Source organism: Paenibacillus sp. USHLN196 (genome assembly GCF_037144955.1).
Lineage (GTDB): Bacteria > Bacillota > Bacilli > Paenibacillales > Paenibacillaceae > Paenibacillus > Paenibacillus xylanexedens_C.
This window is the reverse complement of record NZ_JBBCYH010000002.1, coordinates 336615-359706: the sequence shown is the minus strand read 5'-3', so window position 1 is coordinate 359706 and position 23092 is coordinate 336615. Positions and strand designations below refer to the sequence as shown.

Here is a 23092-nt window from a genome sequence, read left to right as displayed (position 1 = left end):
GGTTTAATTTTAAATATGAAGGGAATGTTGACGATGATGGTATCAGAGAAAACGTTGCATGAGGATATTATTGAAAAGGCTTGGAGCGACGAGCACTTCAGACAACAATTGCACTCCAATCCGAAGCAAGCGCTTCGTGAAGCATTCGGCATCGTAATCCCGGAACACATTAAGGTACGTACCGTTGAGGAACAGCAGAATGACTATGTTCTTGTCATACCTCCCAATCCTTCCAAGGTAAATTATGATGTGAATTGTGGACCTTGGAGAAGCTAAATCGGGTAAGTTAACTTTGTAGTGCAAGAAGTCAGGGGTAGGAACAAAAAAAGCCGCTGTATCCTTCTGTGAGTTCGTCATTCGACGAACTCGGCAAAAGATACAACCGCTTCTGTTCCTACCCCTTTGGTGCTTGTAAAACTAATCTGCCCTTGCATCGCTTCTACAATTCGAAAAGTAACCATCATACCCAGACCTGTGCCTTTAATTTTATTGGAGAAATAAGGCTCGCCCAACCGGGAGAGTGCTTCCTCGTCCATCCCTTCTCCGTTATCCCTGACATGCACTTTGATGATCCCATCCTGCTTATACGCCCAGATATCAATCTGGCCTTGTCCTTGCAGGGCTTCGATACTGTTCTTGATAATATTGATAAAAGCCTGTTTGAACTTCGAGGAATTGCCCCGAATATACAGATCTGGCGGAATATCCGTTGTGATCTTGCCACCCTCCAGATTAGCCATCGGTACAAGAATACCTTCAATATGATTGAATTCATCCGAGATATTGAGCGAGATAATATGGTCAAACTCAGGTTTGGCAAAGGTAAGAAAGTCCGTTATGATGCCGGAAGCCCGATCAAGTTCCTCCAGTGCAATTCGAACATATCCCTTATTTTTGTTATCTTCCTGTTCTGTCATCAACTGCAAAAACCCTCTTGTCACCTGAAGCGGATTACGCACTTCATGGGCAACCGAAGCAGCCAGTTCACTAATAATCTCCATCTTCTCGGATCGCTGCAACTCATTGTTAAATAACTCCAGTTCCTTGGAGTACTCTAGAACTTTGGTATGTTTTTCGGCAAAGCGACTTCCGAGAATGGCAATTAACGAGATCACAAATGCAACCATCGACCATTTCCACCATAACAGATGATACGAACCATTCCGCTGATAGTACCATAACAGTTCAGCCACACTAATCAGGGCAAATGTACCGAATCCTGTCGCAAGCAGCATCGCTTCCCGGTTTCGTTGTAGCGCTTTGGCGATGGTGCCCACTAACAGAATCGTCAGCAGAATGACCAGCACCATGCCAACTACACGCTGTACGAGCAGATTGTAGAGCACATCCCATTGCCCGCCTGAAATAACATAGATAAATAGAGAGAATATGGCAACAACTGAATATATGAATTGTATTTTTCGCAGTTTGGTGAAGATTCCATGCAGTCCTGGCCCAATAATCTGTTCGAAGAAATAACAGAGCGCTGGCATACCTAACAGCATTGCCAGATCAAAGACTACGGAATACAGGTCACCATTCACCTGATAGAATGTATACAAAAATTGCGAGTACGTGATGATCATCGTTCCGATGGCCCCCATCACGATGCATAGTGAGATCCACAATCCCTTGTGGAATTTGCCTAGAAAGAACGTACAACTCAGCATCGTAAGGGCTGTGAAGACAAAGGTCGCGCCCAAGATTACATCAATAAGCCCATTATGAATATATTTCTCCTGTAACATGACATAAGGCCCAACCTGAATGGTGCCTTGAACGCCCAGACGGCCTTTTTCATTTTGCGACCATACATAGAGCGTGTCACCTGAATTTTCGTTGGATAAGGGTAGCAACACAGCATTATTATCATAATTGTAATGGTAGTTCTCGTAGACCTTGCGGTACTCCAGATAGATAACAATATGATTGCCTTTGATGTTCTCAAATCGAATGGCTGAGCTTTCCTCACTCAATTCAGGGATGGTCAGGCGAGTCCATAAGGAACTCGATCGATCTGTATTGCTGTACTCTAACTTATCGACGCCTTGCTTTTCCCATATCTCGTCTGCTCCCTTAACCTCACTGATGAACCCTTGATCGTCAACGTTCCCCCACTTTACTTCCCATCCTGTAATGGATACAGGCTGCTGAACCTCTCCTGTAGTTGCAAAGACTATCCCATGCGGCATGCATAGAATAATCATTACACTCATCCATAAGATGATGATAGCTTTGGGCACATTTTTCATTCACAGCACCTCAAAGTGTTTATTTTCCTTATATTAGAATCTCTCATCTATCATTCGCCACGCTTTGTCACGTCACCTTCTTGAGATAAAATGAAATTTCACATTTAAGTCGATTTATAGTCTTATTTCCATTTTATTGTTAAAATCATCCGGTTAATCACGCAGATCTTCGAACTGATTCACTATCATTTCACGTTCTTTTTGTTCAACTTGACTGCGGAATTCAAGCCACTGCTCTGTTTCCTCATCATCATAGATGGTCCATATATCGGAAAAAAGGAAATCACGCAGCTGGACAACTTGTCCAGACCATATACCGCCTACCCAAAACAAACCATCCGGACGACGGATAACGGTACGGGAGAACCCGGGTGTGGACGCCTTTTGCCCGATACGAATACGTGTGATCATATTGCCCAATGTGAACCAGTCCACATGAATCCCTCCCTTACATATTCATGCTTCATCATAACATAGGCAAAACATGAAAAGCTGCAAAAACGGTCGCTGCGATTCAATCCTTTCCTTCGGGTGTAATGGTTTCTCAAAGCAATCACACACCCTAAGGAGATGATTTCAATGAATGAGCCACATCGTACAGTTGAGGTAGAACATAAGGATGTCCAGCATAAATCGGATTCAAGTAAGGTCGCTTCCACATTTATTAAATATGCCGCGTATATCATTATCTTTTTTGGATTTTTATACTTCTTGGTCAAGTATGTATTTCCCAAATTCTAAGGCATTCATATCGTAGTGGACACCCGGAGATAATAACCTTTGCAAGATTACAATACCAGCGCTTTGGGTAACTACGGGGTAATAAGCTTTTGGGCAACTCAAATGAAAGGAAGTGCTACTCATGTCTGACAAACCAATCAGCAACGAAGAGAGCGACCGCTACTACGACCGTTATCAGAGGTCCCGCGATATTCCACCAGAGACGGAAGTTCCGAAAGGTGATATGGATACATTTGACGAGGTTTCCGGCAGACGGATTGTCACGGAAGATTCGAATCTGCCACCGGTAGCAGCAACGGCTGTGGATGAGCCAGAATTGGATTCACGTTTGGCTGAGACACCGCTGGAATCCGTACCCGATGCAGATCTGCTGCAACCGAACAGCCCGGTTGATCCTGCTGCACCTGATCCGGATGCATTGCATGGTACGGATCTGCTCAATGGCGCTGGTGCAGACGCCAAACCGGAGAACGACATTCCACCACGACGCTAATAGTTGTAATGACATCCTGAACAAGGAGGTGCATACACGATGAAAGATGAACGCAAAGAACATGAGCACGAACCGGATAATCTGGTAACGGAACGGGATATTGATCCAGACTTCGGGCTCTTCACAGAAGATTCTTTTCCAGATGCGCTTGAGGACGAGGATCAGCGTGATGCTGTTGAACATGCCATCCCCAAGGAGAAGACTTCCCGTAGGCCCTCTTCGGATGAAAATCCCTAGTAGACTTAAAAAAGATGACGTCTGTAACTTCACAGCGTCATCTTTTTTCGTTACCTTTCAGTCCACTTTCTGTACGCAATTCAGCGTCACCGCTTTGCTGCAACCTTACCTGTTCCAGGCAGCTTGTGATCCAATCCAGACCATTTTGCTACAATCGCAGTGATTAACAATGCAACTCCGTTAATGATAAAAATCCAGCGAATCGGCAGCCAGCCACCGAGAACACCACCAATGATCGGCCCCGCCATCGTCCCGATTTGGGCAGCAGACTGATTCAAGCTAAATGCCCTTCCCCTGAAATTCGATGCGGTAGCCTGCACAATCATGGCGTTAATCGCTGGATATACAGCTGCAAAGAATAAACCGTACACAAACCGCAATATGCCGAATCCGATATACCCTGTTGTAAAGAACTGCAGAAGGTTCCCTACAGCCCCGCCAACCAGTCCAATGATCAGCACTTTACCGTATCCAATCCTTGAACCAATCTTGCCCCAGCGCGGTGCCATGATGACTGTTGCTACACCTACCGCCGAGAAAATAATACCCGAGCTGAGTGAGGCACGATCAGGTTGCACACCCATCTCCATCACATAGACCGTCAATAATGGCTCCAGAATCATGACCGAGAATGTACATATGCCCATCATGCCAAGCACAGTCATAAACAACCGATTCGCTCGCGCTTCACGTATATCATCCATGACGTGGGAACGTGCCTTGTTCCGGTTAAAGTTTTCCTCTTTCACCCAGAAGGTTGCAATGATCGCAGAGACCAGCACTACAATGGCCGAAAACAAAAATGCATTCCGGTTGCCGTAATAGTGGCTCACCACGCCACCGATTAACGGTCCAATAATACCACCTGTAGCTCCCGCAGTAGACATAATGCCCAGTGCATACCCTGTCTTCTCTTCCGGTGTATTCGTGCCTACCAGGGCAATCGCTGCTGGAACAAACCCTGCAAGCAGACCCTGGAACAATCGAACAACAATCAGTGAATAGGGGTCCTGCACGAAGTAATTAATTAAATACAAGACGGCAAGACTATATCCCGACCGGATGAGCATGGGCTTACGCCCGTATTTGTCAGCCAGTGATCCCCAGAAAGGAGACACGAGCGCACTCGCCAGAAACGTAATACCGAAGGCCAATCCTGACCATAACTCCAGATGATCACGAACCCCCAGATCAGCACTTAGAAACAGGGGCAAAAACGGAATCGAGATCGAATAAGCGGTGCTGCAAAAAAATACACCAATCCACAATATCACCAAATTGCGCTTCCACGAGAAGTTCATGCCCACACGTCCTTTCCGTTACTGACGCCGGGACTGCCGTGTATTGGAGCGGACGGAACAGACCCGTACGTCCCCGATGCGGAAGCATTTTCCTTATTTTACACCCATGATTCCATGAAGACCATCCCTTGTTCACCACAACCACACGTATTACATTGCCATCCTGTCCACAAAAACGGTATGATAGTTGGGTAAATATCCAAATAAGATTTGGAGAAAATATATCATGCAGAGATGCAAGGGGGAACATTTTCATGTCTTTACGGTGGAAAAAAAACACAGTAGTTTCGCTGGTTCTTGCGATGCTGCTTATCGTCATTAGTGGTTGTGGACGCCCTTCGAGTGGGGCTACGGAAACACCAGCTCCAGTTGAACCAACAGGTCCCAATCCGGTAGCTACTATTGAAATGGCAGATGGACAGAAGATCGTCATTGAGCTATATCCGGAAATTGCACCCAATACGGTGAACAATTTTATTTCACTAGCGAATCAGGGTTTCTATGACGGCCTGATCTTTCACCGTGTCATTCCTGGATTCATGATTCAGGGTGGTGATCCAGATGGGAAAGGTTCGGGCGGCCCGGGATACACGATTAAGGGTGAATTTACATCCAACGGTCACAAAAACCACCTGAATCATACCCGCGGAGTTATTTCCATGGCGCGTACAGATAATTTGGACTCGGCAGGCTCCCAGTTCTTCATCATGTTAGCTGACGCGGATCATCTGGATAATGCCTATGCTTCCTTCGGTAAAGTAACGGAAGGCTTAGAAGCTGTGGATAATATTGCAGCTCAGGAAATAGGTGCGGGTGACAAACCGGTTAACGATCAAGTTATGAAAAAAGTTACGGTTGATACCCATGGTCTGGAGTATCCAGAGCCGGTAAAAATGCCTTAATCAACATCCCTACCTATTGGATACAAATCCAAGGCCCAAAGCTTGCTTTGGACTGTTCAAACAAACAAAAGCTCTGTCCTATGCGAATGTCGCAAGGCAGAGCTTTAATTAATGATAACGGTTACATAATTGACTTTATAAAAAATGACCTCTTCCGGCATCATCCTCAATACATCCATCCCATCAAACGTAACCAGCCGATAATCGCAATCCATAACGGGCAGCTGAAGGCAACGCCCCATGCAAGCCCTTTCAGTAAACCACGGTTTACTTCCACGAACAACGACTCCTTTCTCCAGGGAATAGTCGCAGTATCGGTAATAGTATATGATTTTATACCCGATTTCATTCGTCACGCAACACTCGTTTTCCTGCTTTTGTTCCGCAGATTCATGGAATGCATTACGTGAACCTGATATACTATGACTACTGTATGATAAATGGAACCTGATTCATGTTTGGAAAGGAGATTTTCCTATGGCAAAATCCAAAAAACGCACTCCTGCTCCCAAAGCAGCAGTAGCACAGGATAAACCCACAACACTGAAGGATCTGCTTAGCAGTGATGTGCTGGAGAAGCTGAAAGCTCAGGCGGATGAAGCCAAGGCTGCCGAGGCAGCAGTTAAAGAGCAGGAACGTCAGCAAGCAGAAGAAGCTCGCCAAGCGGAGCAGAAGCGCCGGGATAACGACTTCGAATATTTGCTTAATAACAGCGCTATGGACTGGAAGAAACATAAGTAAGCATCGGACATGACTTGAATGAGTTTCCCACCATTCACATGCCAAAATAAGTTCACAGCAGACAGATGATGAAGTTGATCTGTTCCAGAACAGGGCCGCGTTGCGGTCCTGTTCTTTTTGATATATACACATATGATTCATCAGTCTTGAGCCGGGTATGTAAAAGTAGAGCGTACAACGACAATCTATACCATACGGAGGGATCAGAGATGACAGAACAGCGTTTGGAAGGCAAAGTCGCAATTGTAACCGGAGGTGGATCGGGTATTGGTCAGGCTACCGCTATTCGTTTCGCCGAGCATGGAGCCAAAGTGTACATGCTGGATCGCACACCCGAAAATGCGGAGGAAACCAAGCAGACGATTGAAAAAGCTGGCGGAGAAGCGTATGTGATCGAATGTGATATCTCCAAACCGGATAATGTGCAGAAGGCGATCAATCAGGCTGCGGCTGAAGCGGGTAAACTGGATATCATATTTGCGAATGCTGGCATCAACGGAACGATGGCCCCGATCGAAACGATGGACATCGAGGACTGGGACCAGACGATGGAGATCAATATGCGCGGAACCTTCGCAACCGTCAAATATGCCATCCCCCATCTGAAAGAACATGGCGGCAGCATCATTATTACCAGTTCCATCAACGGTAACCGGGTCTTCTCAGGGATCGGTTTCTCTGCATACGCTTCCAGCAAAGCAGGACAAACTGCGTTTACGAAGATGGCCGCACTGGAGCTGGCTCGTTATAAGATCCGTGTTAACGCTGTCTGCCCAGGAGCCATCGATACCAACATTGATGATAACACCTACCCGTCGGATGATCTGAAAGAAGTGCAGATTCCTGTTGAATTCCCTGAGGGTCATGAACATCCGCTCAAGGGCGAACCTGGAACGTCGAAGCAAGTGGCGAACCTCGTTCTGTTCCTCGCTTCCGATGAAGCTTCCCATGTTACAGGTACACGAATCTACGTGGATGGTGCAGAGTCTTTGCTCCGCGGATAACATCAACAAAAAGTTGCCCCGTTTCAGGGACAACAGCAGAACATCCCGCAAGCGATCTGAACGGATCAGATTACTGCGGGATGTTTTATTTATGCACAGTTAGTAATCATACGGAGCAGGCGCAACTACAAGGATCATCTCTAAACCGCGGAGCTTTTCCCCTTTTTCATACGATGATTCAACCGGTCCGGAATGGCAAATAGCAGAACATACATCAGCGAAAACAAAACCAGTGCCAGAACCTCTTCCCCAAGGATGTACATGGGATAAGGCCCCAGCATATCCAGGACCGAGGGTGTACTCGGCTTGAATCTCAAGAACATGTAATTCGCATCAAGCAGAATATCTACTATATATACGAACAATGCAGCTACATTCACAAATATCATCGAACCTGCTACCGATCTCCAGCTAGGTCGCAGCTGTTCCACCCATGTCATATAGAGTAAAGCCAGAATTATACAGGCATGTGCAACGAAAAATTGAATGAATCGAAAATGTGCATAAGCATAGCCCAGATTAGGAGTAAGAATGGCCATAAGGGCTCCTGCGATGCCTGCGAACAACAGTGCCGAATGTAACCATCGACAACGTGTGAGTAATAACACCCCCGATAATAACAAAGACAAACTGCATAGTTCGAGTGGAAGTGATGTCTGCAGGCTCCATATACCGCCATATATGTACCAGAGTTGCAGCACGATTTCACAGCCGAACATGATGCAAGCGAGAACAATCCGCAGTGTACGACGTGCCCTCTCTGACCACAATCGAAGCCGGTGTCGAAGCAAAAACAATAACACAATCAGTACTGCAATTCCGCTAATGGTTACGATATGTGAAGTGGAGAACAGAATAAACAGCTCAGCATCATACGGGTCCAGCCATGGTGGATACGCCATGCATCTCTACTCTCCTTTGTTTAATCAATCATCTCACCAACATTATCTCTCTTTAATGTTAACTTTTTCATTTTGCCATTGAATGAAATTACTGTCCAGTTGGAATTCTAAATAAGGATTGTAATTTAAATATCTTTATGTTAAGATAAATTCAAGAACAAAACACACTAAAAGTTAGTAACTTTCTCAATAGACAATAAATTAAAAACACACTCACATGATGTTCAGCTACACGTTTACACTAAATCATTTCATCCAGGAGGAATTATTATGCAAATCAAAGGACTTCATCACGTATCAGCACTAACCGCACACGCCGATCAGAACTATCATTTCTACACTAATATCATGGGGCTGCGCCTCATTAAGAAAACGGTCAACCAAGACGATGTGTCCGTATACCATCTCTTCTATGGTGATGAGAAAGGCAATCCGGGTACCGAGCTTACCTTCTTCGAGATTCCGATGGCTGGACAGACTCGTGAAGGCGTGAACAGTATATCAGGAACGTCACTCCGTGTTCCTAATGATAAGGCTCTTACGTACTGGCAGCAGCGTTTTGACGAATTCGAAGTTGATCATGGAGAGATTGTTCAACGGGGCGGTCGTGCCTCTCTCTCATTCACAGACTTTGAAGGACAACGTCTGATTCTGGTCTCCGATGAACACAATACAGGTGTTGCTGGTGGCAAACCTTGGGATCAGAGCCCTGTACCTGCTGAATACGGTATTGTAGGCTTGGGCCCCATCCATCTTACGGTAAAAGACGCCTCCCTTACCGCTCCGGTTCTTACCGAGCTGCTTGGTTTCAGAGCGAAAGGAAGCTACCCTGCCTTTACTCCAGGTCAACCTGATGTACTGGTCTTTGAATCAGGCGAAGGTGGCAGCGGCTCCGAAGTACATGTCGAAGAACGGAATGACCTTGCTCAAGAACGTCCTGGACGTGGCAGCGTGCATCATGTTGCGTTCCGCGTGGATAATGAGGAAGAACTCAAACAATGGGTGGAACGGGTTCATAACTTCCAATTCCCTAACTCCGGTTTTGTAGACCGCTTCTACTTCCGTTCCCTGTATTTCCGTGAAGCAAACGGTATACTGTTCGAACTGGCCACCGATGGTCCGGGATTCGATACAGACGAAGAATTGGCGCATCTGGGAGAATCGCTTGCCTTGCCACCATTCCTTGAAGGTCGCCGCGCCGAGATTGAAGCCAACCTCAAGCCGCTGGACACCGTCATCCGCTAAGCGAATCTGACTAGCGTTCTCTATACATCTGTACAAGCAAATAAAAACGATTATCGCTTATGCATTCCGGAGATGATCCGGGTAAGGCAGAGCCGGTAATCGTTTTTGATTTGATCTATTTTAAATTATCTCTGGGCAGCACAAAACGAGGCTGTATTTCTCGATTTTTTTCAGCCTCGCCCTGTCCTCTCTGTCCGTCAAAACAGAAAGGGAGATATTTTTTTCAATTGCTTACTGGTAGGACTTCACTTTCATCCACGAGAACTGCCAATCCCCGCCACACTAGGTGTCTATACTATACTGCGATATCAATCAAAGGATTCATAATATTCCTCTTCGTACATTTCCATACTGTAGTTCAAATCTACAGCCTTCCACTCGCCATCTCTATATTCATAAGCGAATGTGAGATCACCAGCATATAAAGCTACACCATAAGAAGCCGCTGCCGTTACCACAAGCTTGCCATTCTCCAGACTGTAATACGTAACCCCACCGAATCCAAGCTCTTCGTTATATACGGCACCGCTTGTATCACCCTCTATACGGGAAGGTTCTACCCGCTCCCCATCCACCGTAACGTCAATATCAACACGGTCTGCCGTAACCGTAACTTTTGAATTCACATGCTCCTTCACAATCTCATCCAGAGATTGCATCTCCATCTCATCCAGCGTCACCGGATCAACAATACGTGCTTGTCCCAAATAAATACCTGTGCCATGACCTTCCGTGTACAAAACAACAATCTCTTTCTGGCCGTCTCCATTCAGATCCAGCTCGTGTACTTCGGGTTTGTAAGACCCGCCTTCTCCCTGCCAATCACTGAATTCTCGCGTCTTGCCGTCCACTTCCAAAATCATTCCGTTATATATATATCCTGAACCCTCAACTTTCATAGGGTATAATCTGACATTTTCATTCTCAGGTGCAACCGAAACGTTCTCCTCTTTCACGGGGATCGATTCCTTCGTTGTCTTCGCTGTGTCATGCATTTTATCTATATTGGAAGCCTCGACCACTTCGGTCTGGCTGGATTGATCATCTATGTTAAGCTGTTTTTGCGATTCATTCATGGTTCTGGCAGCTGAAGTTGTACTAATCGTAGCTACCGCCAAAATAATCATCAGCAGGATACCTGTCCAAGTTTTCAATATACTGGGCTCCTTCTTCTGTGTGATAATCTTATTATATCTTCATTTATCGCCTGCAAGTTGCGAATTTGTTAATCTTTTTAAAAAAATCTTTACAAATTTCTGTTTTCACGAAAGAACGTTCGGCTTTAACCAGAATAAGCAAATTCCTAAGTCAAAACGGTTCTCACAAAGCAAAAAAAATTCCGAACACAGCTCAAGGCTGCATCCGGAATGCTTTGGTTTTGTCCATTAATCGATCGGTTAACTGTCTCAGTTCTTCAGCAGAGGATGAAATCTCCTCCATGATGGCTGTCTCTTCGTGTGCGGCATCCATGATTCGTCTTGCCTCATCCGAGAACGATCCGGCTTTACCCTGGATCTTCTTCACATGACCGTGCGTTTGTTCCACTCGGCCTGTCTGTTCTGCAATCTTGGAACCAATATCATGTGCACCCTTCATGAATACTTCCACCGTACCTGTCAGTTCATGCAACGTCTGATCCACAGAGATGGTCCGCTCCGATTCATTAACCACCAGACCATGCTGCTCATGAGATAGTTGTGCCGTCTCCCTGATCCGCTGCTGCACACGACTGATCAATTCATTAATACGGTGCACCGATTCCTTACTCTCGTCTGCCAGCTTACGGATCTGCTGTGCCACGACTGCAAAACCTGAACCTTCTTCACCGGCTCGTGCTGCCTCAATGGAAGCATTCAGGGCAAGCAGTCCTGTTTCCTCAGCAATGTTTTTGACAGACTGAGTAATCACTTCGATATCGGAAGCTTCCTTCTCCAGCAACAGCATAATGTCGCGGGAACGATTGTGAGATTCGGCCAGCTCGTCCATTCCTTTCATCAGTGATGAAAAGGTCTGCTTCGTATGATCTACCGATCGTTCCATCTGACCAGACATCTCTGTCATCCCCATCGACTGGCTATGCATACGCTGGAAATCGTTCAACATCTCATCCGCAGTAATCAGGGACTGATGGGAAGTGACTTTCTGCTCTTCTACTCCCACCGCAATATGATCTACCGCTTCGGACATCATCTCGATCTGCTCGGCAGCTTGGGTAATCGCTTCACTAAGGGACTGGGCATTCTGTGATGTGGTCCGTGTACTGTCCGCAATATCATTTACAATACTTCTGAGATTAGAAACCATTACGCGAAAAGCATCATATAATACAGTAAGTTCATCCTGCGCACGACGCTGCGGAATCTCGGTTGTGAGATCCCCGGATGAAACTTGTTGTGCCGCACGAGAAAGCTGAACAATCGGGCGAGTCAGCCAGCGAGAGGCGAACCACCCGAGGATTCCGTTCCAACATACCCCCATAACAAGGATGATGGAGATATACAACCAGCTTGGCATGTTGAATGAGAGCCAGTCCTGGAGAAAAAATATAAAAAAGCCGCTAGTTCCGTACGTAATAATTGAGATCAGTACCAAACCCGCGACTGTCTTTGCGCCTAAAGTCCATTTCATATTCACACCCCGTAGTCCTTTTTTCCTATTTTACCAATCATGTACCAAATATCATGTGACATACATCACTGAAAACGTTCTATCTACGCCCTGCTTACGATTCATGCATGACTTCTCTACCATGTAGTGCATAATGGATAAGACAAGCTTTTCAGCCCCCCTTTAATGATGACTGCGTGTAAAGTAAATCCCTAATTTAAATTATTATCGGCAAATCAGACAAAATGATTTAGCTTGGCATCCATTTTGCTTAAATGATATACTGAGTGCGCTTCGGCATAGCCGGAGCTGACCTATTTATTGGATGCCACTGGAGGCGAACGAAATGTCTACAATGTCCACAAGGACGGAGAAAGATTTTATCGGTGAAAAAGAAATCCCGGCTTATGCTTATTACGGAATTCAGACGGTACGGGCCGTGGAAAACTTCCCAATTACCGGCGTGCCGGTACACCGGGAGCTGATCACAGCTTTGGCTGCGGTGAAAAAAGCAGCGGCAGTTACGAATATGGAACTGAAAATGCTACCAAGCAAAATTGGCGATGTGATTGTCATGGCAGCTGAAGAAATGATGAAAGGCCATCATCATGATCATTTTATTGTAGACTCCATTCAGGGCGGTGCAGGCACCTCCATGAATATGAATATGAACGAAATTTTGGCCAATCGCGGACTCGAACTGTTATTGCAGAATAAGGGAGATTACTTCCACTGCAATCCCAATAATCATGTGAACATGTCCCAATCGACTAATGACGTGGTGCCCACAGCACTGCGTATTGCGGCGTACCGACTGTCCGAGACGTTACTGGCAACGATGAAGAGACTACAGGATGCGTTCCGTAAAAAAGAAGTGGAATTCAACGATGTGGTGAAGGTTGGCCGTACCCATCTTCAGGATGCGGTGCCTATTCGCCTTGGACAAGAATTCGGAGCTTATGCCCGCGTAATTGGACGGGATATCGAGCGTCTTGAGTTCGCTAATCGCCGCCTGCTTACCATTAACATGGGTGCAACTGCGGTCGGCACAGGACTTAATGCCAAACCCGAATATATCGTCAAAGTCACGGAACATCTGTCCGACGTTACCGGACTACCATTACAAACGGCTGAAGATCTCGTGGATGCAACGCAGAATACGGATGCCTATCTGGAACTTTCGGCGGCGTTGAAGGTATGTGCGGTCAGCCTGTCCAAAATCTGTAATGATATTCGCATGATGGCTTCAGGTCCGCGTGCAGGATTTAATGAATTACGTCTGCCACCGCGTCAGCCAGGATCGTCCATTATGCCGGGCAAAGTTAACCCTGTTATGGCGGAAGTCATTAACCAGGTATCTTTCCAGGTGATGGGTAATGACCATACGATCTGCATGGCGTGTGAAGCTGGCCAATTCGAGCTGAATGTTATGGGCCCGGTTATTGCATTCAATCTGCTGCAATCGCTGAAAATTATGAATAACGGCATTGATGTCTTCACACGTTATGCCGTAGAAGAGATGGAAGCTAACCGTGAGCGCTGTGAATTGATCATGAAGCAAAGTTTCAGTGTGGTTACGGCGTTGAACCCGCACCTAGGTTATAATGTGGCAGCATCCATCGTAAAGGAAGCGCTCAAGACTGGACTTTCCTTGCAGGAGATTATTTTGGAACGCGGACTGCTGACTCCGGATGAACTGGAAGAGATCCTTCATCCGGAACAGATGACGACACCAGGTATTGCCGGAGAACACTTCCTGCGTAATATGGAACGCTTGTAGGAAATTAGATAATCTAATACAGGAACCTGAATAGCGATAATATAACAAGAACCCCCGCAAACCGTTCATCCGGTTCGCGGGGGTTCTTGTATTCAGAGATGATATGACGCCAGCTACTCCATTAATCCCATCGTTTACGCTCAAGGGAAGGCAGAATCTGAAGCTCCTCCCTGTACTTGGCAACCGTTCTGCGGGAGATGACAATTCCCTCCTCGGCGAGCAGTGTGGCCAAATGACGATCCGAGTACGGCTGCTGCGTCTGTTCCGTGCGAATGATTTCTTTTAATCTCCGTTTCACCGCCGAGGCAGATGTTTTATCCCCTGACGTTGTGCCGATTCCCGAGGCAAAAAAAACTCTGAGTTCATATACACCATGCGGAGTGTCAATGTATTTACCGTTCACCGCACGACTTACCGTTGATTCATGCATGCCAATCTTCTCGGCAATAACAGCCAGATTAAGCGGTCTTAGCGCGGAAGGTCCACTGGTCAAAAAGCGCTTCTGCTCTTCCATCACGGCTGCCAGCACACGCATTAATGTTCTGCGCCGCAGGTGCACACTACGAATGATCGCCCTCGCCTCTGCCGCACGGGTAGACCAGATTTCGTCCGGTGCCTCATCCCTGATCCAGCGGGTGCAGGCTTCATTCATGGATACACGAGGGTTACCTGCCGCATGCAGACTGAAATGGGCCTCACCATTACGCAATCCGACAATGGCATCCGGAATAATGTAATGCGGTCGTTCCGTACATCCGATGGATCGGCAAGGCTTGGGGTCGAGACGCGTAATATAGTCATAAGCAGCCTGGGCTTCACGTGAAGTCATCCCTAATCGACTTCCTGTTCTACCTGGGTGAAAAGGAACCAGTGATCCCAATCCCGCTTCTACCATGCGTTCAGCGTACAGAACAGCCGATGGATCACGCCTGATCTGGAGCAGCAGACATTCCTGCAGGTTCCGCGCCCCTACACCTGCGGGGTCCAGCGACTGGAGAAGTTCCAGTCCCGCTGTAATCTCATTCATGGGCAATCCAAACGCAGCTTGCACCTCTGCCAGCTCAACCGTCAGATACCCATCATCATTAACACACCCTGCCAAGTATATTGATATATTTTCCAATTTCTCCGGGATGGTCATCATCCGAATCTGTGCAATCAGCAATTGCTCCAGTGTAGGTTCGGCATCTTTAACCTGAAGCAGCGGATCATAGGAAGCATATCTGCGCTGATCCACTCGCCTTGGGATCCGGGCAAAGGGCGCCGCTTGCTCTTCCAGTTCAAGCACTGGATTTTCTTCTGCGGCATCCTGCAAATAACGGGTCAGATCCTGACCAGACATGGTTAGCAAATGAAAGGATTGTTTCATCTCCGGCGTGATGGACAGCCGAATACGTTGTTCCTGTACCAACTGAACACCTAACATCCGTTTCCCTCCTTAAGCATTGCTGGGCAATAAACCTCTGTTTTCTTATAATGCGTGTTCAAAAAGTCTGGTTTTCAGTACCGAGAAGATGGAATGAAGCTAGAAATGGAGTAGCGGAGCGTAGGAAAACTACGTGAGCAACGGACATTTCGGCTGAATTTCATATTCGATGCTGACGATGCCGCTAGGCATGATTCGTAATCAAAAGTGGACTTTTTGAACTACCTTTTATACGGACAAAAGCATTTGCTGGGATAATAGCATACTATTCAAGCGATTGTAAGCACTCTTTTAGCTGAATTATAATAATCTTTCTAGTATTTCTCCGATACCAGCTTCGCTTGTGTAAACAACAGCAGATAGTCTCTTCCACCTGCCTTGGAATCCGTGCCCGACATGTTAAATCCGCCAAATGGATGCGTGCCTACCAGTGCCCCGGTACATTTCCGGTTGAAGTACAGATTACCCGCGAAGTACTCATGTCTTGCCTGTTCCAGATGATCACGATTACGTGAGATCACCGCTCCAGTCAGGCCATAATCCGTATTATTGGCAATATCCAGTGCATCCTGGAAGGATTCTGCTTTGATGAAAGCAAGTACCGGTCCAAAAATCTCATCTTGAGCGATCCGTGCTTTCGGGTCCACATCCGCAATAATGGTTGGTTCAATGAAATACCCTTCAACGTTCCCTGTACCACCACCGTGCACAAGACGCCCCTCACCCTTGCCAATTTCAATATATTCCGTGATCTTCGCATATGCCTTGTCATCGATAACCGGCCCCACCTGACTGCCAACTTCAAGTGGACTGCCCATCGTCAGTTTCTGTGTCCGTTCAATCACTTTTTGCAATACTTCATCATATACATCCTTATGAATAATGGCACGGGAACACGCCGAACATTTCTGTCCCGAGAAACCAAATGCCGAAGCGGTAATGGACTCTGCCGCCAATTCCAAATCGCTGTCGCTGTCTACAACGATGGAATCTTTGCCACCCATCTCTGCAATAACTCGCTTGATCCATTTCTGACCCGGAGCAGTACGGGCTGCACGTTCATTAATTCGCAGTCCTACATCTCTGGAACCAGTGAAGCTGATAAATCGGGTAAGCGCATGATCCACAAGATAATCGCCAACTTCACTGCCCGGTCCAGGTAAAAAGTTCACTACACCATCCGGCAAGCCAACTTCTGCGAGCAGTTCCATGAATTTTGCTGCAATCACCGGCGTTGTGCTGGCAGGCTTCAAGACCACTGTGTTGCCAGATACCAGTGCAGCCGAAGTCATGCCTGCCATAATCGCCAGCGGGAAGTTCCAAGGTGGAATGACAACACCAACGCCCAGCGGAATATAACTCAGTTCATTATCTTCCCCTGCAATCCGCACGAGGGGCTGCGGTTCACTCAGTCGCTGCATATCCCGTGCGTAGAATTCCATAAAATCAATGGCTTCGGCTGTATCCGCATCTGCTTCAGGCCAGGTCTTGCCAGCTTCATAGACCATCCATGCCGAGAACTCATGCTTGCGACGACGCATAATAGCAGCTGCTTTGTACAGATAACGGGCCCGTTCATTCGGGTCAGTATGTTTCCAGGTGTGGAATGTCTCCGCCGCGGTCTGGATGGCCTTTTCGGCCAATTCCTGATCTGCTTGGTGAATGGTTCCGACAACCTGATTCTTGGCTGCGGGGTTCACGGACGTTAACGTGCGGCTACTTGTTATTTTTTGCCCCCCAATAATAATTGGATATTCCTGCCCAAGTTCAGCTTCTACCTGACGAAGTGCGTCTTCGAATGCTTCCCGATTCGCCGGGACCGCAAAGGGTGTGAATGGTTCGTTAACAAAAGGGATATTCATAAATGATTCCTCCTTCAGGATGTTGGGTTCACTGGCTGCTCGCCTGAATTGATATGCATGTTACTCATCACCAAATATATGTAGCAAAATCCGTGCCAACTCCGTTTGGAACTGAAATTTTTTCTTTGGAAAATAAAAATGGGATCTTCGCTGTTCTGGCACGCTTCTTGCTTCTATAAAGGAATACAAAAAGCAGAATTCAACCGAGTTGAATCGAATGATGCACGATGCTGAAGGAGGAAACAAAGATGAGTGTAGGAACGGAAATATATCGCAAAACCTTGTTGACTGTGGCAGGCAACAAAGCTGTGGAGAACCTGTCCATCAAATACGGCAAAAAGCTGGCAGGCAAGTTCATCGCAGGCAATACCCTGGAGGAAGCTCTCGAAGAGATCCGTATACTCAACAACAAGGGCATCATGGCTACACTCGATCATCTGGGCGAAGGCATTACCCGTTTAAGCGAAGCGGCATTATACAGAGACGAGTATGTACGACTGGTCGAAGGCATTGCACGTGAAGGCGCAGACTCCAACGTCTCGCTGAAACCTACGCAAATGGGCCTCGCACTCGACCCTGAAGAGGGTTATCGAAATATCCGTACGGTAGCTGCACAAGCCAAGCTGCATGATCTGTTTGTCCGAATCGATATGGAAGATAGTCCATTTACGCAAGCGACACTGGACATTGTGCGCAGACTGCACGCCGAAGGACTGCACAATACAGGCACAGTATTGCAAGCTTACCTTCATCGTACGGAGGAAGATACGCGTGATATGATTCGGGAAGGCCTCCGGCTGCGTCTGGTCAAGGGAGCTTACAAGGAACCCGGATCTGTTGCCTATCAGAATGCTTCTGAAGTCATTCATCAATTCAAAACGATGATTCGCCATCATCTCGATCAGGGCGTGTACACAGCGGTTGCCTCGCATGACGATCACATCATTAACTGGACGAAACAATACGCCAAGGATCGGGGGATTTCGCCGGAAGCCTTTGAATTTCAGATGTTATACGGTCTGCGCATGAGTGAACAGGAACGTCTCGCCAAAGAAGGTTATCGCATTCGCTGTTACGTACCTTATGGCACCATGTGGTATCCATACTACACCCGCCGGTTGGCCGAAAAACCGGCTAATCTCTGGATGGTTGTTAAAAACATGTTCCGATAGTTTTTTTCCAGCCGGATCAATATATATATGAAAAAGAAAACCATGTTGCCTCTTTCTTTCTGGCGGCACATGGTTTTTTCTGTACGAACACTTTACGAGATCATCCAACTTTACGAATGGTCTAAACAAAAGTTGACAACTATATAGTTAGGTACCATACTATATGTATGGACAATCAAAACAAATCAACAACTGATATGTACCTCATCCCTTCGTTAGTACAAACGAAGCGTCAGGTTGATCGCTATCAATTAGACGTGGATGCACAAGCCGTGCTTGTCGCATCCAGACTGATGGTAGCAGGAGCCAAACTTGGGCATGCTGCGGAAATTCATTTCTCCAGATTCGGTTTGTCGACAGGTCGATATCGCCTGTTGGCAGATCTTGAAGATCACGAAGGGGAAGAACTGCCCTCCCAACTGGCGGAAAATCTGGGTGTAACCCGTGCTACCGTAACTGGTCTAATCGAGATTTTAGAACGCGACGGACTGGTTGCTCGTCGGACGAGTTCCGTTGATGGTCGTCAGAAGTCAGTCATTTTGACCGCCAAAGGTGCGAAGAAGCTAACGGATATGGCTGCGGAACATTTTGCCAGACTGGAAGCGATGGTCGGATTACTTACGATCGAGGAAAGGAGTGTGTTCCTCAACCTGCTGGGGCGTGTAACACAAGGTATTGCAGCACTTACAGATGAGTCACGCGACTTCTCCGAACCAAAATCCTAGGAGCATAACCAAGAAAGGTAAACCGGGCTAGTTGAACTAGCCCATTTTTACCCCTATATAGTTAGGCTCCTAATTATATATAGACGAAAGCAAATCAGTGATTTCTATGCAAAAAAGGAGTAGTGATATGGTTAACCTTAATGACCCCATTCATTCCGAGGAAGCTTATCCAAACCGAGCCGCTAATCCTCCCCAAAAACCTTTTGTGCTGTGGCGTGAATTAATCCCGGCCTACTTCTCTCCTGCCATCATGGCAAGCATCGGGGGAATCGTTACCGCTGATAAAGTCCTTCAGTTACGAGCTTTAACAACGATTGGAGGGGCGTCTCTGCTTATGGCTCTATGGGCCGGACTCTGGCTTCGTAACCGTGAGAACCGCACACGGTGGGTGGCGAAAGCACCCCGGTTCATTGTCGTTGGCTGCTTGGCACTTGCAGGCGCAGGGTTTGGCTTTGTGGCGGCGTGGGGGATTTCTAATGTATTGCAGATCGTAAACCCGAGTTCTTCCTGGGCTTGGTTGGATCATATTGGGTTCGATTTTCCATTGTCCGGTGCAATAGCTTGTACGATCATGACATGGCGCTGGCGAGCTTACATTACCAAATAAACAAGTTCATTATAAGGAGAGATTGAAACATGATTACTATCATTGGAGCAACAGGCATGATTGGAAATGCACTTTTGAGACGTTTGATGGAAAGAGGTATTCCCGTTCGGGCAGTAAGTAGAAAGCCGGATAAGCTTCGTCAACAAATGGCGGACTTCGCGTTGTCCGGGATTGAAATCTGTGCTGCCGATGCAAATGATTCCAAATCGATGCGAAGAGCTTTGGCGGGTACCAGTCAACTATTTCTAGCGTTATCCAACAACCCTAAACAAGTGGAACTAGAGACATCCATTATTCAGATGGCTGTGCAAGAGGGAGTGGAGCATGTCGTCAAAATATCCAGCCCAGCATATGACGAACGTTCACCAGTAGCTGTAGCAGGCTGGCATGAACAAATCGAGCAAGCTCTAGTGAAATCCGGGATGACATATACGATGCTGCGGCCCTATGCTTTTATGCAAAATCTGCTCCGACTCGCACCAACCATTACAACCCAAGATTCGTTCTTCGGCTGCATAGGAGATTCCCCGTGCAACTTCATCGATTGCCGAGACATCGCAGATATTGCCACAGAAGTGCTGACTAGAGACAAACCAGTGAACCGCATCTATACGCTGACGGGTTCCGAAGCATTCACTTATACACAGATTGCAGATAAGATGTCCACCCTGTTCAATCGACCGATCGGATTCCTCAACCTCAAACCCGAGGAGCTTCGAACGGATCTGATCGAACATGGACAGATGCCTCCTTGGCTTGCAGACCACGTTGTGGAAATTCAGACGATGTCTACCGTTGTGCCAGAGAAGCCGACGGATACCGTTCAACGCTTGCTTGGCAGAGCGCCGCGCTCGCTTGATGCATTCCTGGGAGAGCAACGAGATGCATTTAAACCAAGGCTGTAACAGAGTCATAAAATAACGAAAAGTCATTAAAGAATTATGGACAAACAACTATGAGATCTACAGGAATCATAGGCGGTAATAATGTCTATTTTTCTGGACACACCCATTTATTATTCAAAAGTTAACCACTTAATTGTTGAATTAGGATAGAGGCATTCGCATTGATCTGTGTTCCGCCTGCCAGGGTCTGCAGATCAACTGCCGATGCATTGGAATGATTCCGTAATGTCAGTACATCACTTGATGCAGCAGTGATAATGACCATTTCTGGATTGGGCAACGATGAAAGACACCGCGTAGTCCCCAGCATTAAAAAAACAAAATTAATCACGATTTCCGATTGCCTTATGTATGATTCATGTCAAAAAATCTATACACACTTCACTTTGAAAGCTATAATATGGATAACTATCTCACTCAAATATTTCCATTTACTCCGATCATAAGAGTTCCTTGTAACAGGTACAGTTCTGAAAGTTATGCTCAAACTGAGGTGATACCGATGAAACATTTACTTCCAGATTTAATGTCTTTATTGCGCACGGATATGGGTACTCTGGATACGGTCCTCCCCACCCCCTGTATCCCTTCATCGACATCGCTGGTAGATGCCATCTCTTTATTCGACACATCTTCTTATCTGTTCATTCAGGATGAAGGACCCGTACTGGGATATATCGTGGTGTCCGATGTCCTGCATGCCATGATGCATGCGCATCGCCTAATAGAAGCTTATTTTGAGACCACACTGGAGACTGCGGGTTCAGCTCTGACATTAATTAATGAAGATGCCAAGGTGGCCTACTGGACAACTGGCGCGGAGCATGTTTTTTCGATCAGCAAAAATGATATTATCGGAAAGCCTGCGGCAGACTTTTTTCCGCCTGATCGGCTACAGTCTCTCAAGACGTTGTATACCGGCGAAACGGTCTATCGCAAACAGCATCAGCCACGGCCCGACCTGTTCGCCCTGATTAATGCTCGTCCTGTCCAACTGGATGGACATATTGTGGGTGCAGTTGCTGCCGAAGTGGATATAACAACTGAAATCCGATTACATCAGGAACTATTACATATGACCTCTAAAGTCCAGCATCTGGAGAAAGCCGTTGCGAGACTGCGTCCTGACACAGATCCCTTTGCTCGCATCAAAGGCAGCAGCCCAGTGATTCACCAGTGTTTGGAGACCATTCGCAAGATTAGCACCACCTCAGCAACCGTACTTATTCTCGGAGAGAGCGGCACAGGCAAGGAGTTATTCGCCAAAGCTATTCATGATCTTCGTGAATTGCCGACGGCACCATTTATCGCGATTAATTGCGGAGCAATTCCCGCTTCCTTGTTCGAAAGTGAGTTATTTGGCTATGAGAAAGGCGCATTCTCTGGCGCTGATCCCAAAGGCAAAAAGGGCAAGATCGAGCTTGCCGAAGGCGGTACCCTTTTTCTGGATGAAATCGGTGAGATGCCTTTGGAACTACAAGTGAAGCTACTTCGGGTGTTGCAGGAGAAGAGTTACTTTCCTGTGGGGGGAACACGTATGAAGCAGGCTGACTGCCGGATTATTGCAGCAACCAATCAGAACCTGCTCAGCATGATTGCCCGTAATCAATTTCGTGAGGATCTGTATTATCGGCTTAACGTCATCAATCTCATCATCCCTCCCCTGCGTATGCGCAAGGAAGATATATACGAATTAACCCAGACGTTCCTGCAAGAGTTCTCGTTGCTCTATAACCGTCATATTGAACTGGTTCCACCCGAAGTGTTCAAGCTGTTGTTCCAGTATGATTGGCCGGGCAATGTACGAGAACTAAGAAATGTAATTGAACGCCTGACCATTCTGACCACAGATGGGGAGGTCAAGTCGGAATACCTGCCTGATACCCTCACTTGCATTGACCTGCAAGAACAGACCGAAGTGCAGTTGACATCGGGAATTCATTTACATTCCAACAGCGAACACGAGGAACGTGAATATTCAACGGAAACGGAGCAAGACTCTCGAATTGCTGCGAATGTGGGAGATTCGGATGATACCTACCAACAAAAAATGGACACCTATGAAGCGCAACTTCTAATTCAATATCTGGAAGCCGCAGGTGGCAACAAACGAACACTCGCGAAACAACTCGGCATCTCCAGGGCAACGCTATATAATCGCATGAAGAGGCTTGGTCTATGACCAGCCTC

23 protein-coding genes are annotated in these 23092 nt (G+C 46.8%); 14 read left to right on the top strand and 9 right to left on the bottom strand.

The annotated features are described in order from the left end of the window. Positions 1-33: 33 nt before the first annotated feature. On the top strand, positions 34-276 hold the full coding sequence (locus WFI24_RS04870) for an NHLP leader peptide family RiPP precursor (protein ID WP_145320782.1): 243 nt from the start codon (positions 34-36) through the stop codon (positions 274-276). Positions 277-353: 77 nt separating this feature from the next. On the opposite strand, the gene WFI24_RS04865 is transcribed toward WFI24_RS04870, so the two are convergent. Both WFI24_RS04865 and WFI24_RS04860 read right to left on the bottom strand, forming a co-directional pair. Then, the gene (locus WFI24_RS04865; protein WP_336759195.1) at positions 354-2252 is read right to left on the bottom strand and encodes a HAMP domain-containing sensor histidine kinase; all 1899 of its coding nucleotides are present in this window, start codon (positions 2250-2252) and stop codon (positions 354-356) included. A gap of 153 nt (positions 2253-2405) precedes the next feature. Next, positions 2406-2687 (bottom strand): hypothetical protein, encoded by a 282-nt coding sequence (locus WFI24_RS04860; RefSeq protein ID WP_017690238.1) that lies wholly within the window; start codon positions 2685-2687, stop codon positions 2406-2408. 144 nt (positions 2688-2831) lie between these two features. Between WFI24_RS04860 and WFI24_RS04855 the strand changes: the two genes are divergently transcribed. From WFI24_RS04855 to WFI24_RS04845, 3 genes are all read left to right on the top strand, one after another. Beyond that, positions 2832-2993 (top strand): hypothetical protein, encoded by a 162-nt coding sequence (locus WFI24_RS04855; protein ID WP_167483752.1) that lies wholly within the window; start codon positions 2832-2834, stop codon positions 2991-2993. A 121-nt stretch (positions 2994-3114) separates the two neighbouring features. Beyond that, on the top strand, positions 3115-3486 hold the full coding sequence (locus WFI24_RS04850) for a hypothetical protein (RefSeq protein ID WP_145320788.1): 372 nt from the start codon (positions 3115-3117) through the stop codon (positions 3484-3486). Positions 3487-3525: 39 nt separating this feature from the next. Continuing rightward, positions 3526-3723 carry a hypothetical protein gene (locus WFI24_RS04845; protein ID WP_336759188.1) on the top strand — a complete coding sequence of 66 codons (198 nt, stop codon included), beginning with the start codon at positions 3526-3528 and terminating at the stop codon, positions 3721-3723. 86 nt (positions 3724-3809) lie between these two features. Here the strand turns inward: WFI24_RS04845 and WFI24_RS04840 are convergent, their stop codons facing one another. Further along, positions 3810-5024 carry an MFS transporter gene (locus tag WFI24_RS04840; protein WP_336759186.1) on the bottom strand — a complete coding sequence of 405 codons (1215 nt, stop codon included), beginning with the start codon at positions 5022-5024 and terminating at the stop codon, positions 3810-3812. Between the two features lie 254 nt (positions 5025-5278). On the opposite strand from WFI24_RS04840, the gene WFI24_RS04835 reads away from it, so the two are divergent. From WFI24_RS04835 to WFI24_RS04825, 3 genes are all read left to right on the top strand, one after another. Further along, the gene (locus tag WFI24_RS04835; RefSeq protein ID WP_336759185.1) at positions 5279-5926 is read left to right on the top strand and encodes a peptidylprolyl isomerase; all 648 of its coding nucleotides are present in this window, start codon (positions 5279-5281) and stop codon (positions 5924-5926) included. 477 nt (positions 5927-6403) lie between these two features. After that, positions 6404-6667: a YqkE family protein gene (locus WFI24_RS04830; protein WP_336759184.1), complete on the top strand. Its 264-nt coding sequence runs from the start codon at positions 6404-6406 to the stop codon at positions 6665-6667. Between the two features lie 209 nt (positions 6668-6876). Continuing rightward, positions 6877-7671: an SDR family oxidoreductase gene (locus WFI24_RS04825; protein WP_076214533.1), complete on the top strand. Its 795-nt coding sequence runs from the start codon at positions 6877-6879 to the stop codon at positions 7669-7671. 140 nt (positions 7672-7811) lie between these two features. Here WFI24_RS04825 and WFI24_RS04820 read toward each other — a convergent pair whose 3' ends face one another. Continuing rightward, complete coding sequence (locus WFI24_RS04820; RefSeq protein ID WP_336759182.1) at positions 7812-8573, bottom strand: YwaF family protein; 762 nt, start codon at positions 8571-8573, stop codon at positions 7812-7814. Between the two features lie 270 nt (positions 8574-8843). On the opposite strand from WFI24_RS04820, the gene WFI24_RS04815 reads away from it, so the two are divergent. Then, positions 8844-9818, top strand: coding sequence for a ring-cleaving dioxygenase (locus WFI24_RS04815; protein ID WP_336759180.1), 975 nt, complete (start codon positions 8844-8846; stop codon positions 9816-9818). 308 nt (positions 9819-10126) lie between these two features. Here WFI24_RS04815 and WFI24_RS04810 read toward each other — a convergent pair whose 3' ends face one another. After that, positions 10127-10972 carry a hypothetical protein gene (locus WFI24_RS04810; RefSeq protein ID WP_336759178.1) on the bottom strand — a complete coding sequence of 282 codons (846 nt, stop codon included), beginning with the start codon at positions 10970-10972 and terminating at the stop codon, positions 10127-10129. A 196-nt stretch (positions 10973-11168) separates the two neighbouring features. Continuing rightward, positions 11169-12446 (bottom strand): methyl-accepting chemotaxis protein, encoded by a 1278-nt coding sequence (locus tag WFI24_RS04805; RefSeq protein ID WP_062832946.1) that lies wholly within the window; start codon positions 12444-12446, stop codon positions 11169-11171. 325 nt (positions 12447-12771) lie between these two features. Between WFI24_RS04805 and WFI24_RS04800 the strand changes: the two genes are divergently transcribed. Continuing rightward, a complete protein-coding gene (locus tag WFI24_RS04800; RefSeq protein ID WP_336759174.1) occupies positions 12772-14205 on the top strand; it encodes an aspartate ammonia-lyase in 1434 nt (477 codons plus the stop codon). A gap of 121 nt (positions 14206-14326) precedes the next feature. Here WFI24_RS04800 and rpoN read toward each other — a convergent pair whose 3' ends face one another. Together rpoN and pruA are read right to left on the bottom strand one after the other, a co-directional pair. Beyond that, positions 14327-15631: an RNA polymerase factor sigma-54 gene (gene rpoN, locus WFI24_RS04795; protein ID WP_336759172.1), complete on the bottom strand. Its 1305-nt coding sequence runs from the start codon at positions 15629-15631 to the stop codon at positions 14327-14329. 314 nt (positions 15632-15945) lie between these two features. Then, positions 15946-17493, bottom strand: coding sequence for an L-glutamate gamma-semialdehyde dehydrogenase (gene pruA / locus WFI24_RS04790; RefSeq protein ID WP_336759171.1), 1548 nt, complete (start codon positions 17491-17493; stop codon positions 15946-15948). Between the two features lie 248 nt (positions 17494-17741). Between pruA and WFI24_RS04785 the strand changes: the two genes are divergently transcribed. The 4 genes from WFI24_RS04785 to WFI24_RS04770 all read left to right on the top strand — a co-directional run bounded on the left by WFI24_RS04785 (position 17742) and on the right by WFI24_RS04770 (position 20902). Then, on the top strand, positions 17742-18665 hold the full coding sequence (locus tag WFI24_RS04785; protein WP_336759169.1) for a proline dehydrogenase family protein: 924 nt from the start codon (positions 17742-17744) through the stop codon (positions 18663-18665). Between the two features lie 167 nt (positions 18666-18832). Further along, positions 18833-19390: a MarR family winged helix-turn-helix transcriptional regulator gene (locus tag WFI24_RS04780; RefSeq protein WP_336759168.1), complete on the top strand. Its 558-nt coding sequence runs from the start codon at positions 18833-18835 to the stop codon at positions 19388-19390. 127 nt (positions 19391-19517) lie between these two features. Then, positions 19518-19997 carry a hypothetical protein gene (locus WFI24_RS04775; protein ID WP_336759167.1) on the top strand — a complete coding sequence of 160 codons (480 nt, stop codon included), beginning with the start codon at positions 19518-19520 and terminating at the stop codon, positions 19995-19997. A 29-nt stretch (positions 19998-20026) separates the two neighbouring features. After that, a complete protein-coding gene (locus tag WFI24_RS04770; RefSeq protein ID WP_336759166.1) occupies positions 20027-20902 on the top strand; it encodes an SDR family oxidoreductase in 876 nt (291 codons plus the stop codon). A 121-nt stretch (positions 20903-21023) separates the two neighbouring features. Here the strand turns inward: WFI24_RS04770 and WFI24_RS04765 are convergent, their stop codons facing one another. Next, on the bottom strand, positions 21024-21182 hold the full coding sequence (locus WFI24_RS04765) for a hypothetical protein (protein WP_336759164.1): 159 nt from the start codon (positions 21180-21182) through the stop codon (positions 21024-21026). Positions 21183-21404: 222 nt separating this feature from the next. Between WFI24_RS04765 and WFI24_RS04760 the strand changes: the two genes are divergently transcribed. Then, positions 21405-23084, top strand: coding sequence for a sigma-54 interaction domain-containing protein (locus WFI24_RS04760; RefSeq protein ID WP_336759163.1), 1680 nt, complete (start codon positions 21405-21407; stop codon positions 23082-23084). Positions 23085-23092: the final 8 nt, after the last annotated feature.

What these genes read in the sequence shown, in the direction of transcription:
- WFI24_RS04815 (WP_336759180.1), top strand. Translation starts at nt 8,844, where the DNA reads ATGCAAATCAAAGGACTTCATCACGTATCAGCACTAACCGCACACGCC.
- WFI24_RS04865 (WP_336759195.1), bottom strand. Translation starts at nt 2,252, where the DNA reads ATGAAAAATGTGCCCAAAGCTATCATCATCTTATGGATGAGTGTAATG.
- WFI24_RS04800 (WP_336759174.1), top strand. Translation starts at nt 12,772, where the DNA reads ATGTCTACAATGTCCACAAGGACGGAGAAAGATTTTATCGGTGAAAAA.
- WFI24_RS04820 (WP_336759182.1), bottom strand. Translation starts at nt 8,573, where the DNA reads ATGGCGTATCCACCATGGCTGGACCCGTATGATGCTGAGCTGTTTATT.
- WFI24_RS04775 (WP_336759167.1), top strand. Translation starts at nt 19,518, where the DNA reads ATGGTTAACCTTAATGACCCCATTCATTCCGAGGAAGCTTATCCAAAC.
- WFI24_RS04760 (WP_336759163.1), top strand. Translation starts at nt 21,405, where the DNA reads ATGAAACATTTACTTCCAGATTTAATGTCTTTATTGCGCACGGATATG.
- WFI24_RS04850 (WP_145320788.1), top strand. Translation starts at nt 3,115, where the DNA reads ATGTCTGACAAACCAATCAGCAACGAAGAGAGCGACCGCTACTACGAC.
- WFI24_RS04845 (WP_336759188.1), top strand. Translation starts at nt 3,526, where the DNA reads ATGAAAGATGAACGCAAAGAACATGAGCACGAACCGGATAATCTGGTA.
- rpoN (WP_336759172.1), bottom strand. Translation starts at nt 15,631, where the DNA reads ATGTTAGGTGTTCAGTTGGTACAGGAACAACGTATTCGGCTGTCCATC.
- WFI24_RS04825 (WP_076214533.1), top strand. Translation starts at nt 6,877, where the DNA reads ATGACAGAACAGCGTTTGGAAGGCAAAGTCGCAATTGTAACCGGAGGT.
- WFI24_RS04770 (WP_336759166.1), top strand. Translation starts at nt 20,027, where the DNA reads ATGATTACTATCATTGGAGCAACAGGCATGATTGGAAATGCACTTTTG.
- WFI24_RS04830 (WP_336759184.1), top strand. Translation starts at nt 6,404, where the DNA reads ATGGCAAAATCCAAAAAACGCACTCCTGCTCCCAAAGCAGCAGTAGCA.
- WFI24_RS04805 (WP_062832946.1), bottom strand. Translation starts at nt 12,446, where the DNA reads ATGAAATGGACTTTAGGCGCAAAGACAGTCGCGGGTTTGGTACTGATC.
- WFI24_RS04855 (WP_167483752.1), top strand. Translation starts at nt 2,832, where the DNA reads ATGAATGAGCCACATCGTACAGTTGAGGTAGAACATAAGGATGTCCAG.
- WFI24_RS04785 (WP_336759169.1), top strand. Translation starts at nt 17,742, where the DNA reads ATGAGTGTAGGAACGGAAATATATCGCAAAACCTTGTTGACTGTGGCA.
- pruA (WP_336759171.1), bottom strand. Translation starts at nt 17,493, where the DNA reads ATGAATATCCCTTTTGTTAACGAACCATTCACACCCTTTGCGGTCCCG.
- WFI24_RS04835 (WP_336759185.1), top strand. Translation starts at nt 5,279, where the DNA reads ATGTCTTTACGGTGGAAAAAAAACACAGTAGTTTCGCTGGTTCTTGCG.
- WFI24_RS04870 (WP_145320782.1), top strand. Translation starts at nt 34, where the DNA reads ATGATGGTATCAGAGAAAACGTTGCATGAGGATATTATTGAAAAGGCT.
- WFI24_RS04780 (WP_336759168.1), top strand. Translation starts at nt 18,833, where the DNA reads ATGGACAATCAAAACAAATCAACAACTGATATGTACCTCATCCCTTCG.
- WFI24_RS04840 (WP_336759186.1), bottom strand. Translation starts at nt 5,024, where the DNA reads ATGAACTTCTCGTGGAAGCGCAATTTGGTGATATTGTGGATTGGTGTA.